This window comes from Psychrobacter sp. G (assembly GCF_000418305.1).
In the GTDB taxonomy this organism is placed as follows: domain Bacteria; phylum Pseudomonadota; class Gammaproteobacteria; order Pseudomonadales; family Moraxellaceae; genus Psychrobacter; species Psychrobacter cryohalolentis.
Map to the genome: position 1 here is coordinate 1,780,148 of NC_021661.1, position 18,832 is coordinate 1,798,979.

General features: G+C 43.3%; 19 protein-coding genes. 12 read left to right on the forward strand and 7 right to left on the reverse strand.

Features of this window, described 5'->3' with window-relative positions:
* Positions 1 to 267: 267 nt before the first annotated feature.
* The 3 genes from dnaB to argF all read left to right on the forward strand — a co-directional run bounded on the left by dnaB (position 268) and on the right by argF (position 4,017).
* Positions 268 to 1,671: a replicative DNA helicase gene (gene dnaB / locus PSYCG_RS07330; protein WP_011513790.1), complete on the forward strand. Its 1,404-nt coding sequence runs from the start codon at positions 268 to 270 to the stop codon at positions 1,669 to 1,671.
* A 127-nt stretch (positions 1,672 to 1,798) separates the two neighbouring features.
* Positions 1,799 to 2,905, forward strand: coding sequence for an alanine racemase (gene alr / locus PSYCG_RS07335; RefSeq protein WP_020443619.1), 1,107 nt, complete (start codon positions 1,799 to 1,801; stop codon positions 2,903 to 2,905).
* Between the two features lie 194 nt (positions 2,906 to 3,099).
* Positions 3,100 to 4,017 (forward strand): ornithine carbamoyltransferase, encoded by a 918-nt coding sequence (gene argF / locus PSYCG_RS07340; protein ID WP_011513792.1) that lies wholly within the window; start codon positions 3,100 to 3,102, stop codon positions 4,015 to 4,017.
* Positions 4,018 to 4,141: 124 nt separating this feature from the next.
* On the opposite strand, the gene rpiA is transcribed toward argF, so the two are convergent.
* The 5 genes from rpiA to PSYCG_RS07365 form a co-directional block, all read right to left on the reverse strand.
* A complete protein-coding gene (gene rpiA, locus PSYCG_RS07345; protein WP_020443620.1) occupies positions 4,142 to 4,801 on the reverse strand; it encodes a ribose-5-phosphate isomerase RpiA in 660 nt (219 codons plus the stop codon).
* Between the two features lie 147 nt (positions 4,802 to 4,948).
* The gene (locus PSYCG_RS07350; protein ID WP_020443621.1) at positions 4,949 to 6,253 is read right to left on the reverse strand and encodes an arsenic transporter; all 1,305 of its coding nucleotides are present in this window, start codon (positions 6,251 to 6,253) and stop codon (positions 4,949 to 4,951) included.
* A 139-nt stretch (positions 6,254 to 6,392) separates the two neighbouring features.
* Positions 6,393 to 7,139: an arsenical resistance protein ArsH gene (gene arsH, locus PSYCG_RS07355; protein ID WP_020443622.1), complete on the reverse strand. Its 747-nt coding sequence runs from the start codon at positions 7,137 to 7,139 to the stop codon at positions 6,393 to 6,395.
* On the reverse strand, positions 7,129 to 7,533 hold the full coding sequence (gene arsC, locus PSYCG_RS07360; protein ID WP_020443623.1) for an arsenate reductase (glutaredoxin): 405 nt from the start codon (positions 7,531 to 7,533) through the stop codon (positions 7,129 to 7,131). Before arsC ends, arsH begins: the two co-directional genes overlap by 11 nt.
* Before the next feature lie 64 nt (positions 7,534 to 7,597).
* Entirely contained in the window at positions 7,598 to 7,972 is a 375-nt protein-coding gene (locus PSYCG_RS07365; RefSeq protein ID WP_020443624.1) for an ArsR/SmtB family transcription factor, read from the reverse strand.
* A 281-nt stretch (positions 7,973 to 8,253) separates the two neighbouring features.
* On the opposite strand from PSYCG_RS07365, the gene ilvA reads away from it, so the two are divergent.
* From ilvA to PSYCG_RS07400, 7 genes are all read left to right on the forward strand, one after another.
* Positions 8,254 to 9,807: a threonine ammonia-lyase, biosynthetic gene (gene ilvA, locus PSYCG_RS07370; protein ID WP_020443625.1), complete on the forward strand. Its 1,554-nt coding sequence runs from the start codon at positions 8,254 to 8,256 to the stop codon at positions 9,805 to 9,807.
* A 252-nt stretch (positions 9,808 to 10,059) separates the two neighbouring features.
* Positions 10,060 to 10,500: an RNA-binding S4 domain-containing protein gene (locus PSYCG_RS07375; RefSeq protein WP_020443626.1), complete on the forward strand. Its 441-nt coding sequence runs from the start codon at positions 10,060 to 10,062 to the stop codon at positions 10,498 to 10,500.
* Between the two features lie 225 nt (positions 10,501 to 10,725).
* Positions 10,726 to 11,220 (forward strand): low molecular weight protein-tyrosine-phosphatase, encoded by a 495-nt coding sequence (locus PSYCG_RS07380; protein ID WP_011513800.1) that lies wholly within the window; start codon positions 10,726 to 10,728, stop codon positions 11,218 to 11,220.
* A 97-nt stretch (positions 11,221 to 11,317) separates the two neighbouring features.
* Positions 11,318 to 12,439 (forward strand): UDP-N-acetylmuramate dehydrogenase, encoded by a 1,122-nt coding sequence (gene murB / locus PSYCG_RS07385; protein ID WP_020443627.1) that lies wholly within the window; start codon positions 11,318 to 11,320, stop codon positions 12,437 to 12,439.
* The gene (locus PSYCG_RS07390) at positions 12,399 to 13,202 is read left to right on the forward strand and encodes a YdcF family protein (RefSeq protein ID WP_227500733.1); all 804 of its coding nucleotides are present in this window, start codon (positions 12,399 to 12,401) and stop codon (positions 13,200 to 13,202) included. The genes murB and PSYCG_RS07390 overlap by 41 nt, the downstream gene beginning before the upstream one ends.
* 130 nt (positions 13,203 to 13,332) lie before the next feature.
* On the forward strand, positions 13,333 to 13,635 hold the full coding sequence (gene ccoS / locus PSYCG_RS07395; protein WP_020443629.1) for a cbb3-type cytochrome oxidase assembly protein CcoS: 303 nt from the start codon (positions 13,333 to 13,335) through the stop codon (positions 13,633 to 13,635).
* A gap of 97 nt (positions 13,636 to 13,732) precedes the next feature.
* A complete protein-coding gene (locus tag PSYCG_RS07400) occupies positions 13,733 to 14,551 on the forward strand; it encodes a sulfite exporter TauE/SafE family protein (RefSeq protein WP_020443630.1) in 819 nt (272 codons plus the stop codon).
* 151 nt (positions 14,552 to 14,702) lie between these two features.
* On the opposite strand, the gene PSYCG_RS07405 is transcribed toward PSYCG_RS07400, so the two are convergent.
* Positions 14,703 to 15,857: a DEAD/DEAH box helicase gene (locus tag PSYCG_RS07405; protein WP_011513805.1), complete on the reverse strand. Its 1,155-nt coding sequence runs from the start codon at positions 15,855 to 15,857 to the stop codon at positions 14,703 to 14,705.
* Between the two features lie 257 nt (positions 15,858 to 16,114).
* On the reverse strand, positions 16,115 to 16,330 hold the full coding sequence (locus PSYCG_RS07410; protein WP_011513806.1) for a cold-shock protein: 216 nt from the start codon (positions 16,328 to 16,330) through the stop codon (positions 16,115 to 16,117).
* Positions 16,331 to 16,782: 452 nt separating this feature from the next.
* Between PSYCG_RS07410 and aroQ the strand changes: the two genes are divergently transcribed.
* Both aroQ and PSYCG_RS07420 read left to right on the forward strand, forming a co-directional pair.
* Complete coding sequence (gene aroQ / locus PSYCG_RS07415; protein WP_011513807.1) at positions 16,783 to 17,319, forward strand: type II 3-dehydroquinate dehydratase; 537 nt, start codon at positions 16,783 to 16,785, stop codon at positions 17,317 to 17,319.
* Positions 17,320 to 17,509: 190 nt separating this feature from the next.
* Entirely contained in the window at positions 17,510 to 18,811 is a 1,302-nt protein-coding gene (locus tag PSYCG_RS07420; RefSeq protein WP_020443631.1) for an ABC1 kinase family protein, read from the forward strand.
* Positions 18,812 to 18,832: the final 21 nt, after the last annotated feature.

Sequence of the window (18,832 nt, forward strand, 5' to 3'; positions counted from 1 at the left end):
AAATGAGCGTATTTGAAGCTGTGTTATATGCCATGAACTTCATTTCATAGAAGCAGGCATTTTTATAGATAATTACTTATCTGGGCTGAAAAAATCACATAATGTGTTAAACTTTCGCTTTTGATTGTAGCATTTACTGGCACGCGTGAGATGACGTTTTGGTACTTCTCTAATCGAGGTGCATTGCGCTTGCTTTGCTGTATCATGACTAAAATAAATACTGACAACAATACCCATCTATACCGACTTTTGAAATATTAGGCACTCATGGCAGATACTGAAAAAACCGACGACTTACTCAATCAAACACCGCCGCACAATATCGATATTGAAAAGGCGCTGCTGGCGTCTTTGATGAGTATCGAAGAGGCATACGATAAGATTGCAGATATCGTTACCAAAGACGATTTTTATGCTGGGCGACATCAGTACATTTTTGATGCTATTGCGCATTTAGCTGCAGTCAATGAGCCTTATGACACGGTTATGGTACACGATTGGTTAGAGGCGCAAAAGCTGCTAAAAAGTGCGGGCGGCGACAGCTATTTGGCGGATATCTTGAGCCAAAGTCCAGCAACTTTATTTAACCTGACGGCTTACGCCCAGCGTGTACGCGAGCTATCTACACTACGTCAGCTGATTACTACCGGCAATGATATGTTGACCCTAGCCTATAATCCCAAAGACCAAACTGTCAGCGATATTTTGGATAACGTAGAAGCAAAAATATTTAGCATCAATGAGCAGCATAATAAACGTGCAGAGCAGCGTGGACCTGTCGGTATTACTGCCGTATTGACCAATGTTATTGATAAAATCCAAGAGCTCAAATCAAATCCAGATGGCATGATTGGACTACAAACCCCATTTGTTGAGCTCAATAATAAAACCCAAGGCTTGCAAGCAGGCGATTTAGTCATTGTGGCTGCGCGTCCATCGATGGGTAAAACCACCTTTGCGATGAACTTAGCAGAAGGGATTTTGTTTAATGAAGATTTGCCTGTAGTGGTATTTTCGATGGAGATGCCCGCAGAATCTATCGTGATGCGTTTGCTATCATCTTGGGGCGCAATCAACCAAACACATCTGCGGTCAGGGCAAATGAATGAAGACGAATGGGCAAAAATGATGAACGCCATTCAGCATTTGCAGTCAAAGCATCTATATATTGATGACAGTACTGCCCTGCCACCCTCTGAGCTGCGTTCACGCTGCCGCCGTATTGCCAAAAATCATGATGGCAAGCTTGGCGCTATCATTGTCGATTATCTACAATTAATGAAAGTACCCGGTCTAGATGGCAACCGTGTTGGGGAAATCTCTGAGATTTCTCGAAGTTTAAAAGCACTAGCACGTGAGCTTGAATGTCCAGTTATCGCCTTGTCGCAGCTTAACCGTAGTCTAGAAAATCGTCCTAACAAACGTCCTATTATGTCGGATCTGCGTGAATCTGGTGCGATTGAGCAGGATGCCGATTTGATTATGTTCATCTATCGTGATGAGGTTTATAATGAAAACTCAGATCACAAAGGTGTGGCTGAAATCATTATTGGTAAGCAGCGTAACGGCCCTATCGGCACCATACGTTTGGGTTTTGAAGGACAATTTACCCGCTTTATCAATTTGACGCCAGAATACTATCAAAATGTCAGTTTTGAGAACGACGAATAATAAAACTGACAGATAATTACTCATCAAAATTGCTCGTAAAAATGGCCAGTGACTCATCAACTCAATTGATGAATTACTGGCTTTATAAATTTATCCCTTCATCACTTTGCTAAAAAAGAAGACGATTATGCGCACAATCACTATCAAGCCTGCCGCCATTACTCATAATCTTAGTCAAGTAAAAGCGTTAGCACCAAAATCTAAGGTTCTTGCGATGGTAAAAGCCAATGCCTATGGACATGGCGTCGCCGCCGTCCTACCAGCGTTACAGCAAGCAGATGGTATCGGGGTCGCTACTTTAAGAGAAGCGTTAGAAGCACGGCAATTGGGCTGGGATAAAACCATTGGGCTTATTGAAGGGGCCTTTACTGTTGATGAGTGGCAGCAAGCCATTGAGCATGATATCAGTTGCGTGATTCATCATGCGCCGCAATTGGACTGGGCATTAGAGCAAATACCACCTGTTGATAGCGCCACTCGAGTGGTTTGGATAAAGTACAACACGGGTATGAATCGTTTAGGTTTTAATAACCAAACGCTTATTTCAGCCGCAAAATCTCTGCATGATGCTGGCTATCAGCTGATTTTGACCACCCATTTTGCCAATGCCGACAATCAAGATCACCCATTAAATGCCATACAAATTCAGCGTTTTAATGACATGCTAAATACTTTACGACAAACAGTCAGTACCAATATTAAAGGATCGTTGTGCAACTCTGCTGGTATCGTTAATTTCCCAGAGCATCATCATGATTGGGTACGTCCAGGCATTATGTTATATGGCAGTGCGCCTGTTATCGACCAAAGCGCGTATACGCTAAATTTGCAGCCAGCCATGGAATTTAGCGCACAAATTATTGCCTTGCAGACCGTACAAGCTGGCGACGCCATCGGTTATGGCAGCCGCTGGATAGCTCAGCAAGATGTTAAAACGGCTCTCGTTAGTATTGGTTATGGTGATGGATATCCCCGCGTTGTCAATGAAGATGCTTATGTTTCAGTCATTGACGCCGTAAATCAGCAACGCTACTCATGTGCAGTGATTGGGCGTGTCGCAATGGATATGATTGTCATCGATGTGAGCGCTGTACCAGAGAGTAGCGCTTTAAATAGCAAGGTCATACTATGGGGTGATGCGCCGCATGTTGATGAAGTTGCCACCCATGCTGATACGATTGGCTATGAGCTACTATGTCGTCTAAGCGTACGCCCAAATCGTATACAGATGTAATCGCCATGTCAGATAATGTCTCATAGAATGCAGCTTTGCATGACTGATAAATCATGGCAAATTGGACATTTACATTGAGAGTAATTGCGCTATACTAAAAGTTTGTTGTCATTCCAGTATACGCATTGACGCGATATCATTGCCGGCTGATAACGTATCATTTTCATTGACTTTGTTCGACTGCTAGGATTGCTATGAGTTTGCGCCATTTTTTGACCTTATCTGATTTAACCAAACAAGAACTAGAAAATCTCATCAAACGCGCCAGCGAATTGCGTCATATGCAACATGCAGGCGAGATATACCAGCCCTTTGTTGGTCGTACGCTCGGTATGATATTTGAGAAATCATCCACCCGTACACGCATCTCATTCGAAACCGGCATGGGACAGTTTGGTGGTAGCGCTATCTTCTTATCGCCAAATGATACCCAACTTGGACGCGGTGAGCCAATTGAGGATTCCGCACGCGTTATCTCTAGCATGGTTGATATCATTATGATTCGCACCTTTGGTCACGAAAAAGTCGAAACCTTTGCAAAATACTCAAGCGTACCAATCATTAATGCCTTGACGGATGAATTTCATCCCTGCCAGTTGTTGGCTGATATGCAAACTTACTACGAGCATCGCGGTAGTATCGAAAATAAAATCGTCACTTGGGTTGGTGATGGCAACAATATGTGTGCATCCTATATGCAAGCTGCCAATCAGTTTGGCTTTGAGCTACGAGTAGCAGCGCCTTATGGCTTTGAGCCTGACCCTGAGTTGATGAAACGCTTCTCACATTGCGTGAGTATCGTTGAAAACGTACAAGAAGCGGCAAAAGACTCTCACTTAATTGTCACTGATGTGTGGGCAAGCATGGGACAAGAGTCTGAACAAAACACGCGTGCGCGTCGTTTTTCCTCTTATCAAGTGACACCATCACTGCTAGATAAAGCCGATTCTGAAGTGGTCTTTATGCACTGTTTGCCAGCGCATCGTGGTGAAGAGATCTCTCATGATATGTTAGATGACCCACGCTCAGTGGTATGGGATGAAGCTGAAAACCGCTTACATGCGCAAAAAGCCTTGATGGAGTTTTTGCTAAAAGACAAAATCAAAATATAGGTACACATTTTCAAAAGCTATTTATACAATCATAGATATTAAAAAGGCAGAGCACATAACTTGTGCTCTGCCTTTTTTAATATGTGATAATCAAGTTAGTGTCTAATAAACAAGCGCTTATTGATTATCGAGTCAGTACTTCAACCCCATTACTGCTGGCTTTTAACAACACATCGGCTTGATTAGCAGCAAAGATACCATTACAGACCACACCGACGATATTATTAAGCTGCTGTTCAAGTGCTATTGGATTACTGACATCTAAATCATAAGTATCCAAAATCACATTGCCATAATCGGTGACAAAGTCTTCACGATAAACAGGCTCACCGCCCATTTTGGCCAACTCGCGCGCCACATATGAGCGGGCTTGTGGCAACACCTCTATCGGCACTGGGAATTCGCGTCCTAGTATCTCAACACTTTTACTAGCGTCAACCATACAAACAAATTTGTTCGATGCCGCCGCAACAATTTTTTCACGCGTGAGCGCACCGCCGCCACCTTTAATCAGCTGCAAATGCGCGTTTACTTCATCAGCACCGTCAATATACACATCGAGCTGACCGGAAAAATTCAAATCAACAATCTCGATACCAAGTGCGCGCAATCTATCTTCTGTCACCTGCGAGCTTGCAACTGCGCCAGCCAGCTTTACGGTTGGTAATAACTCAATCAGACAGTTCACTGTACTTCCTGTCCCTACGCCAAGTATCATATCATCTTCGATATAGCGTAGGGCGGCGCGGGCGGCGGCTTGCTTTTGTGCTTGCTGATCACTCATCATAAGTCCTTGGCAAAATAAACGTATCGCTTTAAAAAAAAGTAAAGGGTGAAAGAGGTAAAATGCGCCGCTATTATAACCGATGACTTTGATGGATGTCAGTGTAATAGCGCCTCTAGTAATAAGATATGACGTTAATTTTTACGACTAAGACAGATATGGCAACCAAAATACTAAAGCTAACAAGGTGACTAATAATACTGGCGGGGTGATAATCAGACCAATCTTCATATACTGCCCCCAGCTGATTTTATAATCCTTTTCTGCCAATACATGCAGCCATAGTAAAGTCGCAAGACTGCCCACAGGCGTAAATTTGGGCCCCAAATCATTACCAATAACATTGGCATAAATCATCAGCTCACGAGTGGCGGTCGGTACTTGGGCGCTATCAATCGCTAGTGCGCCTATCAAGGTAGAGGGCATGTTATTCATAATAGATGCCACGATAGCGGAGAGGAATCCTGTGCCCAAGGTTGCTATTAGATTGCCTTGTTGCCCTAACCAATTCAAGATCTGAGCGCCGTAGGCAGTTAATCCGGCATTGCCTAAACCGTAAACAACCAAGTACATGCCGATAGAAAATAAAACAATCTGCCAAGGTGCTCTACGCACAATATCAGGCACGGACATCACCGCCCCACGACCGCCTTGCCAAAATCGCCCTGCAATCGCCATGAGTAGTAATGCAGCCGCACCAGTAACGAGCGAGATAGGAATACCGAGCGGCTCTGTCGCAAAATAAGCGACAAGTAGCAAAGTCAATAGCGGAAAAGCAGCTTTAAAAACCAAGGTATCTTCGATCGCTGACTCAGGTGCACTAAGGTTCGCCATCGAATAGTGTGTCGGAATATGGCGTGCATAAAAGATCCACAGCACCGCCAGCGTCGCTAGTACAGAGACAATATTGACCGGTACCATAACCAAAGCATAACGTCCAAAACTAATATCAAAATAGTTGGCACTAACGATATTAACGAGATTAGATGTAACCAATGGCAAACTTGCGGTATCAGCAATAAAACCCGTCGCTATGATAAATGCCAACGCAGATGGCGGCGAAAAATTTAACCGTAATAAAATAGCAATCACAATTGGGGTCAGTAATAATGCAGCCCCATCATTGGCAAAAAATGCTGAGATAAAAGCACCTAACATCACAATCATCGGGAACAATAGACGCCCTTGTCCATTACCCAATCTCGCTACATGCAGTGCTGCCCAAGCAAAAAACCCAGCCTTATCTAGGATAAGCGAGATGATAATCAGTGCGACAAAGGTAAAAGTAGCATCCCACACAATGTCCCACACGACACCGACATCAGATAATTGCACCACACCAAAAGCTAGGGCGACCAACGCCCCGCCCATAGCACTCCAACCAATGCCCAAACCTCTAGGTTGCCATATTACTAGCCCTAAAGTGACGATAAAAATAATGAATGCGAGCATGAACAACCTTACTTAAACAGACTGACTTAAAAAAACTCAGTGACACTTATCTAAGCAAGCGCTTCATAAAGCCTACTTGATTTAGCTGATTTTATTAAATAAACATCGAATCGATATTGGGTCAATTTAGAATAGACAATTAAATCGATTTTTGATTAACGCGTTTTGATAACTCTTCAGCACTTTCTACCCGTTCAGAATAGCGATCCGTCAGATAGGCTGAGCGTCCGCGAGTGAGCCACGTAAACTTCACTAACTCCTCACAAACATCAACGAGGCGCAGATATAAAGGCGACTTATCCATGCGATTATCATCGTTAAATTCTAAAAATGCTTTTGGAATGGACGACTGATTTGGGATAGTAATCATGCGCATCCAGCGCCCAAGAATACGCAGCTGATTGACCGTATTAAAGCTTTGACTACCTCCACTGACTTGCATTATCGCTAAAGTCTTGCCTTGGGTTGGTCGCACGCCACCCAATGATAGTGGAATCCAATCGATTTGTGCTTTCATGATACTGGTCATACTGCCGTGACGTTCTGGACTGACCCACAGCATACCCTCTGACCACTGTGCCAGCTCTCGCAACTCTTGTACTTTAGGATGCTCTATATCGGCAGCATCAGGTAATGGTAAACCAGATGGATTAAACATCTTCACCTCACAACCATACCAGCGCAATAGACGACTCGCTTCCTCGGCTGCCAATTTAGAGAATGAACGCGTACGCAATGAGCCATATAGCACCAGTATCTTAGGTGGATGACGCGGGTCATGTGCACCAATCAAGGATTCAATATCAATAGGTTGTATACTGTCTACATCAATATTGGGCAAATCATCCAAATCGACCACATTCAAATCTGTTGTATTATTTGACATGATGAATCACTTCCCCATCTTCTTTAGTGAAGCTACTCACGGGGTTCTCTAGTAACTCAAACACTCGCTCCGATGGTCGGCATAATGCAGCGCCTTTATTAGTGACTACAATAGGACGATTGATTAAGATAGGATGGGCAATCATGGCATCAATAATTTGATCATCAGATAACTCAGGATTGTTTAGTCCTAGCTCGTCATTGACAGGTTCTTTACTTCGTAACAGCTCTCTTGGTGAAATACTCATCTTTGCCAATAGCTCAACTAGATAATCACGAGTTGGCGGATTTTGTAGATATTCCACGATATCCGGCTGTTCACCTGATGCATTCATAATGGCCAACGTGTTACGAGAAGTACCGCATTTTGGGTTGTGAAAGATTAATGGTTTCATAGCAATTTTGCCTATTTTATGAGTATGCTTATTAATAAAGAGGTTTACTGAATCAGTTATTGGCTTACTGATTGTTTGAAAGGCTGTCTGAATCAGCAGGTTTAGCAATCTCACATCTGCTCAAACTGTCCATAAGAGACGCGCACAATTCTGAATGTCCTGCACAACAATCTTGCAATAAAAACTGAATGACCATCTCCATATGTGATAGTGATGCACGATAAATTATCTGGCGGCTGTGTCGTTGAGACACTACCCACCCTGCCCGCGCCAGCACAGCTAAATGTGCTGACATCGTATTGTGCGGCACAGACAATTGACGAGCAATTTCACCTGCTGGCAGACCAACGGGCTCTTGGCTGACAAGCAACCTAAAAGCTTTTAGACGAGTATCTTGAGAGAGCGCAGCAAAGCTTGCGATAGCATTGTTTATTTCCATATGTCTAATAATACAGACATATTAAAATGACTCAAGTTTTTTTGGATAAATAAGCAAAAAAAAGCATTACTCCTGATAGTTTATCTTTATCTGATGAGAATCAACCACCAAACCGCCGCAAAAACTGTAATTGTGTCTTGCAAGATGCTTAAAATCAGCATAGGCTAATCTATTTCATTTTTATACTTATCTGCGCTTTTTGGTAGTTCCTATCGTTAATTGCCACTTATTTATAACCATCCGCATTTTTCATATTCATACACACGAGTCTAGGAATTTTTATGCTGTCACATTGGGTACGAGCCATCTTACAAGCCACTGTCTATGACGTTGCTATTCAAACACCACTTGAAGCGGCACCCAAGCTGACCCAACGTTTTGCTAATGACATTCGATTCAAACGTGAAGACCTGCAACCGGTAAAATCCTTCAAATTACGCGGCGCTTATAACCGTATCAGCCAATTAAATGACGAGCAAAAAGCGCGTGGCGTGATTTGCGCATCGGCGGGTAACCATGCCCAAGGTGTTGCCTACTCTGCTCGCAAGCTTGCCCTTAATAACATTATCGTTATGCCAACCACTACCCCTGACATCAAAGTAGATGCTGTAAGAGCACTTGGCGGCAATGTAGACTTATATGGTGATAGCTTTGATGAAGCGAACCGCTATGCGATCAATCGCGCTGAGCGTGAAGGTCTGACTTTTATCCCACCATATGATGATGAGCTGGTGATTGCCGGACAAGGCACCATCGGGCTTGAGCTCACCCAGCAATGGCGAAATATGGATTATGTTTTTGTGGCAGTTGGTGGTGGCGGTCTGATTTCTGGCGTCGCTGCGTTTTTGGGCGAAGTTGCTCCGCATGTCAAAGTCATCGCTGTAGAAGCCGACCAATCAGCATCACTAAAAGCAGCGCTTGAAGCCAATGAGCGAGTCAAACTTGAGCAAGTGGGACTGTTCGTCGATGGTGTGGCAGTCGCACAAATCGGCGAATTACCGTTTGATATTGTTCGTATGCAGAAGAGCGATAAGTCCGGTCCTGTCGTCGATCCTGAAGTCGTCACTTGTACCAATGATGAAGTTTGCGCTGCTGTCAAAGACATCTTTGAAGAGAACCGCAGTATAGTTGAGCCTGCTGGCGCGCTGCCAGTTGCTGGTATGAAAAAATACATCGAGGCTCATAACCTACAAGGCAAAAACTGCGTCGCCATCATTTGCGGTGCTAATATGAATTTTGATCGCTTGCGCTACATCGCTGAGCGTACTGAGATTGGTGAGAAAAAAGAAGCCATCTTTGGCGTAACGATCCCTGAGCAGACTGGCGCTTTCTTAAACTTCTGTCGTAGCCTACACGGCCGTAATATTACTGAGTTTAATTACCGTGCTGATAGTAAGAAATCACCTGATTCTATGGAACCTGCGGCGATATTCGTTGGGATTGCATTAAAAGAAGGTGACAAAGAGCGTCAAACCATCCGTACGCAATTGGTAGCTGATGGCTATACAGCACACGATTTGACCGATGACGATGTCGCCAAATCCCATATCCGTCATCTAATTGGTGGCCATGCTCATGTTGAAAATGAGCAGTTATTACAAGTCACTTTCCCAGAACGTCCAGGCGCTTTATTGACCTTTTTAGAAAAATTGGGTGACGACTTTAATATTACCTTGTTTCATTATCGCAATCATGGCGCTGCTGAAGGTCGAGTATTGGTCGGTTTGCAAGCTTCTGAGGGTAACTCTCGCCAGCTACAAGATGCGCTGCTCGATATCGGTTACGACTGCACCATGCTTAATGATAATGTTGGTTATCAGTTGTTTTTAAAATAAAACTAAACGTAGACTATCAATTTATCAGTGGCCGAAAGCATTGCTCCCAAATGACATAATGCACAGAAGCCACTTAAACTTTATAGCACTGTCCTAATACAAAAATGGATGATAACCATGACAGCATCCCCTATGAAAAGCAGTGGTGTCAATAACCTCAATGACAAAAACGATGTTAATCGCTTAGTGCTCTTTTAATTATTAAAAATACCACCATTATAATCTTACATTATTGATATCTATGAGGTTTTGATGAGTAAACATAATAAAAACCACAATCAGCCCAGTCATAGCAATCCTGATGCTATTCGTATGCGTCTTGATAAATGGTTATGGGCTGCTCGCTTTTACCGCACTCGCACTCTTGCCAAAGAAGCCATCGAAAGCGGGCGCGTACATTACGCAGGTAGCCGCGCAAAGACCAGTAAAGAGATTACCGTTGGCGATGAATTGCAGATTCGTCAAGGATCAGCCACTGCCATGACTGAAAAGACAGTCGTTGTTGAAGCACTAACGGCGCAACGCGGTAACGCAACAGCAGCTGAAGTATTGTATTCAGAAACCGAAGAAAGCATCGCTCGCCGTGACTATTATGCTGAGCAGCGTAAACTTGCCAACCTTGCCCGTCCAGACAACAAACCCAATAAAAAAGAGCGCCGTGATTTACATCGTTTTAAGAGCAATCAAGATTAGCTCTCTTGGTAAGATCAGTAATAATATCGCCTCATCTTAAATAATAATACGGCTAGCGGGTATGCATGAACCGCTGACCCTATTGTTTACTCTCCGCCCTTGCCATTCAAGGTATTAACCGTTACGCTATCACTCATTAACTTACACTCTATAGCATGCTTATAAATCACATTTTTAGTGTTGATTTTGATAGCATGTTTTTTTATTGCGACAAAAGGTCATCATATGCCCATCAAAGCGTCTACTCCGTCATCTGTATTATTGGTCTGTTTGGGGAATATCTGCCGTTCACCAACTGCTGAAGAGATTTTTCGTCAGCAAGCAGCGATTGCAGGGTTGTCGATGAAGGTAGATTCGGCAGGCACTGGGGATTGGCATATTGGGCATGCACCTGATGAGCGCGCGCAGCGTCACGCTAAAGCTCATGGTTACAACATCAATAAATTGGTCGCGCGCCAAGTCAGTGCTGATGACTTTCGCGATTTTGATTTAATCTTAGCGATGGATGCACAAAATTTAGCAGACTTGCAGAGTATTAAAAACGGTATAACAAATACCGATAAAAAATTAGCCAAATTGGCTTTATTTAGTGAGGAAGATCCCACTTACGGCGGTGATGATGTGCCAGACCCATACACTGGTGATGGCGATGCTTTTGAAGAGGTAATCGAGCGTATCGAATCAAGTGCACAAGCTTGGATTGAAAGCTGGAAGATATAGTAATCATAAGGCGCTATATTTTTGCTACCTTTATACCTAGCATCCTTTATAATAAATACCATATGACTTTTTGTTTACTTGCCCCATAGGCTATGTTATGACTTCAGCTTTATGCTCTAAACCCAGTGCACCACACACTCTATCTGATGACGTAGCTGATTTGTCTCATAGCAACACCATGGCTTTGGCATGTATGGCTGACTCTGTAGTTACCTTAACGGATGAGGTGCAACTTGATGAGTTTATGGCATATTATGAGCAAAATACTCAACATAGAAAGCCATTATTTGTCTTGTCCGGTGGTAGCAATGTGCTACTACCAGCAAAGCTCAATGCGATTGTCTTACGACCACAAATGCGTGGTATACAGGTGACAGCGCAAACAGACTCTCATGTCGATATCGAGGTAATGGCAGGTGAAAACTGGCACGACTTGGTGGTACATACGGTCGCTCAAGGCTGGTATGGACTCGAAAACCTTGCCCTCATACCTGGTCTGACTGGCGCCGCTCCCATACAAAATATTGGCGCTTATGGTGTTCAGCTAGAGGACTGCTTACAGTCTGTACGTGCTTACCATCTGCCAAGTCAAACGTGGCATGATTTGACCGCGGTCGACTGCGATTTCGGCTATCGTGATAGTATGTTTAAACGTCAGCCGAATACGTGGCTAATCAGCCGTGTGGGTTTTAGATTGCATACTGATGCGACAAAGGTGCTGGCAAGCTATGGTGATGTACAGACCGTCGCACAGAGCTATGCGATACAGCAAGGTCGCACCAAACCGACGCCCGCTGATGTAATGCATGCCATCATTGAGATTCGTCAGCAAAAGCTGCCTGACCCGAAGCAATTACCAAATTGCGGCAGCTTTTTTCAAAATCCTATTGTCCCTCAAGATCAATTTGCTACGCTGCAATCATCTTATCCGGCTATCGTTGGCTACCCAATGCCTGACGCAATGACTAAAGTGGCAGCCGGCTGGCTTATCGAACAAGCGGGTCTAAAGGGCGGCGGTATAGAGCCTATTTTTACCCATCAGCAGCAAGCGCTAGTACTGACCAATCACGCGCCGTATATTGCTACTAAACAAGATGTCGCCGCTGCTCAAAAATATATTATAGATACTGTCTATGAGAAATTTGCGATTCAACTGTCGCGTGAGCCAGTATGGGTAAATGCCGATGGCTCCATTGGGTACGATGAGCATGTGGTCTAAGCAGTCATGGTCTAATCGCCTATGGCGACATTATTTACGTTCAGCTGAGCGTATGATCAAGCTGTTTCGTATTATCAATGCTACGTTTTTGCTGGGTGCAACGACCGTTATTTTAGTCCTCATCAGTTTATTCACGCCGCTATTTTCTCAAGCAGTAGTCTATATATTGGCTCATCTGCCGCTACCAAAAATGCCACCTGTTGCTATAAGCTCGCCGCCTACCGCTTATGTGGTATTGGGTGGCGGTCTGACCAATGATAATAACAACCAAATTATCCTCAATCGCTATAGCCTTAATCGTGCCCGTGCTGCCGCTACAGCCTATCACGACCTTCCTCTGCCCATTGTACTCAGTGGTGCTGAAGCGCCTTGGCTTGGTCAATGGCTGATTGAGCATGGTATTGATGGGTTAATCAGCGAAAACGCCAGTATGAATACTTGCGAGAATGCGCGATTTACGGCAAAGCGTATCCCTCTGCATCATGTCTATCTCATCACCGACAGCTACCATATGGCACGTGCTCGCAGACAATTTGCCTTAAACGGTATCAATAGCACGGCGATTAATGCCCCCTTACCCGTCATACGTGACTGGATGGAGCCAGCACAAAACTTAAGCCATTCTAGGCGGGCGGTTTATGAGGTTGCCGCCTATCTACGCGATGTGATACGACCTCAAGCAAATTGTCGCCAAGCTAAAGAAGTGACGTCGCAGCAGCTGTTGACTCCAAGAGGTAAAGTTGCCAAAACTGCTGACGACTAGAGTCTATACCTCAATTTTAGAAACATACCCTCATAATAATCTACCTTTTTACCTTTATCCTTACAGGTCAACCATCTCACTGGCAACAGGTGTATAATAGTAAAAGAAACTGCGATTAAAGAGATGTGCCATGCTCAGTATATTTTTACTAATTCCATTAAGTCTCATGCTGTTTGTGGTCGCGATTTGGGCAGTACGTTATGCGGTCAAATCCAATCAATTTGAGGATTTGGATAACGCCTCCCAGCGCATTATTTTAGATGATCGCCAAGAACGTCGACAAGTCATACAAGCTCAGGAAAATGTAACACCTATTCAAGAAGTAAAAGAAGTGAGCGATACTACTTCGATTGAAAAAGAATCTAATAAGCTAAATAATGCGCATATTGCCGCCTCTCCTCTCTCTGATACAGACAAGAACTCAAAAACATAGCCTTGGGCTATTTTACTAATGCGTTACCCACTTATTCTATCTGCATAAGAGAGTGATAAGTCGGTACGCCTTTTACCATTTTTAGGAGTACCTTCCCATGACCACAGCTTTACTCGTTGCGGCATTATTAATGGGTTTTTTTGGTTCACCACATTGCTTAGGTATGTGTGGCGGCTTAGTAACTGCCTTTGGTCTGTCGATGAAGGATGTCAGCCCCGCCAAGCGCCGTGCATTGGTGGCGACCTATCATTTCGGTCGCTTAACCAGCTACGCATTTTTGGGTTTGATCGCAGGACTGTTAGGTACTGCCGTATTACAACCGTTGATGCAAGGCAATAGTGCACCGCGTATTTTGCTTGGTTTGGTATTGGTGTTCGTCGGCATGACCATGCTTGGTGCACCATTTTTAAAGAGACTTGAGCGTTTTGGTATGCGATTTTGGCAATACCTAAGCCCTATTCGTCAAAAAGTATTTCCACTCAACACTTTTCCGCGAGCATTGTCTGCTGGTCTTCTATGGGGATTCTTACCTTGTGGCTTAGTCTATGGCGCCCTACTTATCGCTGTGGTCGCGCACAACCCTCTCAGCGGTGCTGCCTTGATGTTCATCTTTGGCTTAGGAACCGTACCGATGTTAGTCGCTACTCATGAGACCGTTGGTTGGTTACGGGATAAGATTGGACGTTTTCGCTTAAGACAGCTTAATGGTGCTGTGATGGTATTATCAGGTTTGGCTGTGGTCTTCGTTCCTATCGCCATGTCCAGTATGCATGGTGATCATGGCGGCGGTCATAGCATGGGCATGGCGCATGGTGATACTATGATGACTGATACGGATAATACGACTCACCATGATATGAGCCAAATGGATCACAGTATGCACAATATGAATAATGACTCGGAGACGATGGAATAGCATTACTAATCAATAATAATTGCTTAGTGTCATAACCAATATTACATGCATAAAAAAGCCCTTAATTATTTATCAAGGGCTTTTTTTATCAGTCAACAATTTTAAATAGTTTGATGAATAATGTATTGGCTGAGTTCTAAATATTAAGTACTTAAGGCTGCCACTGCTCAAGCTTAAACTTCGTATCTAAATGCTTCTCTAATGCCGGTATATTAAAGGCATCATCTTCGCTGACAAAGCTAATACTAATTCCGGTTTGCCCAGCGCGCCCAGTACGACCAATACGATGTACATAGTCATCTGGCTGGTCTGGCAAGGTATAATTAATCACATGACTGACATCATCTACATGAATACCGCGCCCTGCTACATCAGTCGCGACCAAAACAGAGGCATGCCCGTCTTTAAAGCGCTGTAAATATTTTTCGCGTTTTTGTTGAATCACATCGCCTGATAACATGACAATTTTATGTCCCTGACGCAGCTTATGATATAGGCGCTTTACTTGGTCTTTACGATTGGCAAAAATAATGACCTTCTCTACCGTACTATCCGTGATAATACGCTCAACCGCTTCTAGCTTCTGATCTTCAGTTAAGAGATAAAAATGTTGGTCTACCAGCTCACTGGTTTTATGCTCAGGCTCAATCTCAACAAACTCTGGCTCATGTAACCAGCGATAAGCCAAACCCATCACATCTTGGTTAAAGGTAGCAGAAAACAATAAACTTTGACGGTCGGTATTGGGCGGCATGCGACCGACTAAGCGTTTGATATCGGGTATAAACCCCATATCGAGCATGCGATCTGCTTCATCTAATACTAATACTTCTACGCGATCAAGATAAACCATACCTTTGTGCATTAAATCAATCAAACGACCAGGTGTGGCAATCAAGATATCGACGTATTGACGCTCAAGCTCATGCTGCTGGGTTTCATAATTGGTACCACCCATAATACAGACGCTATGCAAAGAAGTATATTTGGTCAAAGCGATACAGTCATCGAATATTTGCTGAGCAAGCTCACGGGTTGGTGCCATGACTACAGCACGTGGCTCACCTAAATGACGTTCTTCATCAGCAGCAAATGGGCGCTTAAGTAACGCCTCCATAATGGTCAATAGAAATGTAGCCGTCTTGCCCGTACCCGTTTGCGCCTGTCCAATCGCATCTTGATTTGCCAGCGTATGCGGCAGTATTTTTGCTTGAATCGGCGTCAATTCAGTAAAACCTAAGTCACTTACTGCACGCAAGGTCGCTGCTGAAAGTGGCAAATCCGTAAACGTCGTAAAGTTACTCAAAAAAATATCCTTTTATATAAATCGCTTGTGTATCATAAATAAATGAGAGGCTATAAGGCTTAACGATTTATATCAACCATTAGCCAACAGGCAAGCCCTATAAAACTGATAAGCATAAAAAAGCCAAGCCCCATGTCGATACTTACCAAATATGCTGCGTTAAAATCAACATAAGTAAGACAGAACGGGCTTGACTCAGTAGTATATCAGTAGTTTGTACAGACATTATAGCTAAACTGCACGAATGACTGTCACGATTACTCTTCTACTTTTCTGACTTCTTCAGCTTGTAGGCCTTTATCACCTTCTACCACACTGAACTCAACTTTTTCGCCGTCTTTTAGAGAGCGATAACCATCACCTTGGATCGCGCGGAAATGCACAAAAATATCTTCTCCGCTATCACGTTGAATGAAACCAAAGCCTTTTGAGTCATTAAACCACTTAACGATACCTTGCTCGCGAGCTGACATAATATTACTTCCTAAAAAGTTTACTTAGTCCCAAATTCCTTTGCATCATTGCATATAAACGGGTACCAAGATGATGAAATCAAAACTTAAAAGTGACTATCTAATACAGTATTAGCGAAATATGAAAGCCTTATACTTACTTTTAGTATTTAGCATATAGTCATTTTACTGCCTCTAATCTTTGATAGAAACTAAAACTAGAGTTAGCAACAAACATGTAATGTTTATTGTGTAAAAAATATCATAACACGGGTTTTTAGCAACACAAAGGCTTTTAATATGATTTTTATACCTCGATCTATTTTTTAGAATTATTTTTTTATAAGTCAGCTTGCAAGCTGTTAATATAAAAGGATAGAGAGCGCTATGTTCCCTAACACCTGTTATTGTAGTACGCTTATACTCACCAATAATTTATCTAGACATATTCATTGCTACTCATAGAGACCATTATGACCGCCTCATCTCAATCAGCAACGACCAGCACTGCTTCCCATAAAAAAGCCAATAAAACCCTTACTCATAAGCTATTATTGATTAATGGTGTCAATCTAAATCTGCTCGGCAAACGTGAGCCTGATATTTATGGTCATATGACGCTTGCTGATATTGAGAGTGCTTTAATCAAGCGCGCCGCGGCACATGGTATTGAGCTAATTTGTAGTCAGTCGAATCACGAAGGCAAACTGGTCGATGATATTCAGTATTACGGTCTATTGGCAGAGCCAAGCGCACAGATCGATGCCATAATCATCAATCCTGCTGCTTTTACTCATACGTCTGTTGCGATACGCGATGCGCTACTTGCTACCCAAAAGCCATTTATAGAAGTACATTTATCTAACGTCCACGCACGCGAGTCGTTTCGCGAGCATTCTTATTTATGTGATGTAGCGGTTGGCGTGATTTGTGGTTTGGGGCATTTGGGCTATGATATGGCATTGGATTATTGGCTGACCCATACTTATGCAATAACACTGAATAAGTAGTTTAATGGCGTTAAGGTTTTTATCTAAACAATACTGCCGAACACATGACAAAAATTACTGCGACAAGTACTACACAAACCGTTATTGCGATACTTTTAGCACAGTAGTTAAACAGCATTCATTCGATTAAAATAATAATATTAGGGGTTAGATACTAACCCACTAAATACCCCACTATATGGTGATAGGCATGGCAAAATCGTCCGGAACGCGCTTTATGAAACTTGCTGGTATGACAGCAAGTATTGCTGGAAAAGCAGCTAAAAACTCCCTAAAGCATCTCTCAAGTGACGAAGAAAAACGCCTACAAGCGCGCTCAGAATTGATGCAAGATGTCGGTATTCAAATCGCTGAAACTTTAGGTGAGATGAAAGGTGCGGTCATGAAGGTAGGTCAAATTGCCTCGCAATATAAAGATGTGTTTCCACCTGAAGTTGCAACCGCATTAGAGAAACTACAAAAAGATGCACCGGCGATGCCCTATGCGCAGATACGCACACAAGTTGAACGTGAGCTCAAAGCACCTATTCATGAATTGTTTACTGAATTCGAAGAAATACCATTTGCTGCAGCTTCCATCGGACAGGTACATCGCGCAATTTTGCCATCTGGGCAAAGGGTTGTGGTTAAGGTGCAATACCCTGATGTCGACAAAAATTGTGATAGCGACCTAAAACAAGTCCGTATGGCACTAAAAATCGCTGGCGTGCTCAATATGAGTAAGCAATTGCAAGAGCAATTATTTCACGAAATTCGCCAAAGCTTACATGATGAGCTTGATTATATTAAAGAGGCGCATAATCTGCGGGTATTTGGCGCTTTTCATGTCGAAGATACGGGTCTCATTATCCCAAAAGTGATTAGCAGTCACTCTTCTAAAAGAATCTTGACCTTGACAGAAGAGAGCGGCGAAACCTTAACAGTGGCAGCAACGTGGGATAATGATATTAAGCAGAAAATCGCAGTGCGCTTGTTTCATTTTACTGCAGGGCAGCTGTTTGGGTTATATCGAATGCACTGCGACCCTCATCCGGGCAACTTTGCGTTCCGTGCTGATGGCAGTGTGGTTGCCTATGATTTTGGCGGGATTCGTAGCTATAGCGACAGCGAAGTTCAATTATTTCGCCGATTTGCCAAGCATGCCTTAAAAGGTGATGTCACTGCCCTTGAGCAAGATTTGGTTGCTCTTGATATACGCCGTGAAGACGATAAAATCGTACCGGGCGAGTTTTATGGAAAATGGTTAGAGATTGGGCTGAAACCCTTATCTATCAAACCCTATCAAGACGGTGATTTTGATTTTGCAAGCAGTCAAACCCATCATGAAGCCATCGCCCAAATGCGCACTTCTTTGAAATACTTTGGACAGTTTCAACCATCAGCCTCTACGATGATGCTCGACCGTACTATATCAGGACAATACTGGAACTTAGTCAATCTAGGAGTGACGATAGATTTGTCGCCACTGGTACATGAATATATAGGTTTTTAGAGCATTAAATGGCTATAAATA

What these genes read in the sequence shown, in the direction of transcription:
- dnaB (WP_011513790.1), top strand. Translation starts at nt 268, where the DNA reads ATGGCAGATACTGAAAAAACCGACGACTTACTCAATCAAACACCGCCG.
- alr (WP_020443619.1), top strand. Translation starts at nt 1,799, where the DNA reads ATGCGCACAATCACTATCAAGCCTGCCGCCATTACTCATAATCTTAGT.
- argF (WP_011513792.1), top strand. Translation starts at nt 3,100, where the DNA reads ATGAGTTTGCGCCATTTTTTGACCTTATCTGATTTAACCAAACAAGAA.
- rpiA (WP_020443620.1), bottom strand. Translation starts at nt 4,801, where the DNA reads ATGAGTGATCAGCAAGCACAAAAGCAAGCCGCCGCCCGCGCCGCCCTA.
- PSYCG_RS07350 (WP_020443621.1), bottom strand. Translation starts at nt 6,253, where the DNA reads ATGCTCGCATTCATTATTTTTATCGTCACTTTAGGGCTAGTAATATGG.
- arsH (WP_020443622.1), bottom strand. Translation starts at nt 7,139, where the DNA reads ATGTCAAATAATACAACAGATTTGAATGTGGTCGATTTGGATGATTTG.
- arsC (WP_020443623.1), bottom strand. Translation starts at nt 7,533, where the DNA reads ATGAAACCATTAATCTTTCACAACCCAAAATGCGGTACTTCTCGTAAC.
- PSYCG_RS07365 (WP_020443624.1), bottom strand. Translation starts at nt 7,972, where the DNA reads ATGGAAATAAACAATGCTATCGCAAGCTTTGCTGCGCTCTCTCAAGAT.
- ilvA (WP_020443625.1), top strand. Translation starts at nt 8,254, where the DNA reads ATGCTGTCACATTGGGTACGAGCCATCTTACAAGCCACTGTCTATGAC.
- PSYCG_RS07375 (WP_020443626.1), top strand. Translation starts at nt 10,060, where the DNA reads ATGAGTAAACATAATAAAAACCACAATCAGCCCAGTCATAGCAATCCT.
- PSYCG_RS07380 (WP_011513800.1), top strand. Translation starts at nt 10,726, where the DNA reads ATGCCCATCAAAGCGTCTACTCCGTCATCTGTATTATTGGTCTGTTTG.
- murB (WP_020443627.1), top strand. Translation starts at nt 11,318, where the DNA reads ATGACTTCAGCTTTATGCTCTAAACCCAGTGCACCACACACTCTATCT.
- PSYCG_RS07390 (WP_227500733.1), top strand. Translation starts at nt 12,399, where the DNA reads ATGCCGATGGCTCCATTGGGTACGATGAGCATGTGGTCTAAGCAGTCA.
- ccoS (WP_020443629.1), top strand. Translation starts at nt 13,333, where the DNA reads ATGCTCAGTATATTTTTACTAATTCCATTAAGTCTCATGCTGTTTGTG.
- PSYCG_RS07400 (WP_020443630.1), top strand. Translation starts at nt 13,733, where the DNA reads ATGACCACAGCTTTACTCGTTGCGGCATTATTAATGGGTTTTTTTGGT.
- PSYCG_RS07410 (WP_011513806.1), bottom strand. Translation starts at nt 16,330, where the DNA reads ATGTCAGCTCGCGAGCAAGGTATCGTTAAGTGGTTTAATGACTCAAAA.
- aroQ (WP_011513807.1), top strand. Translation starts at nt 16,783, where the DNA reads ATGACCGCCTCATCTCAATCAGCAACGACCAGCACTGCTTCCCATAAA.
- PSYCG_RS07420 (WP_020443631.1), top strand. Translation starts at nt 17,510, where the DNA reads ATGGCAAAATCGTCCGGAACGCGCTTTATGAAACTTGCTGGTATGACA.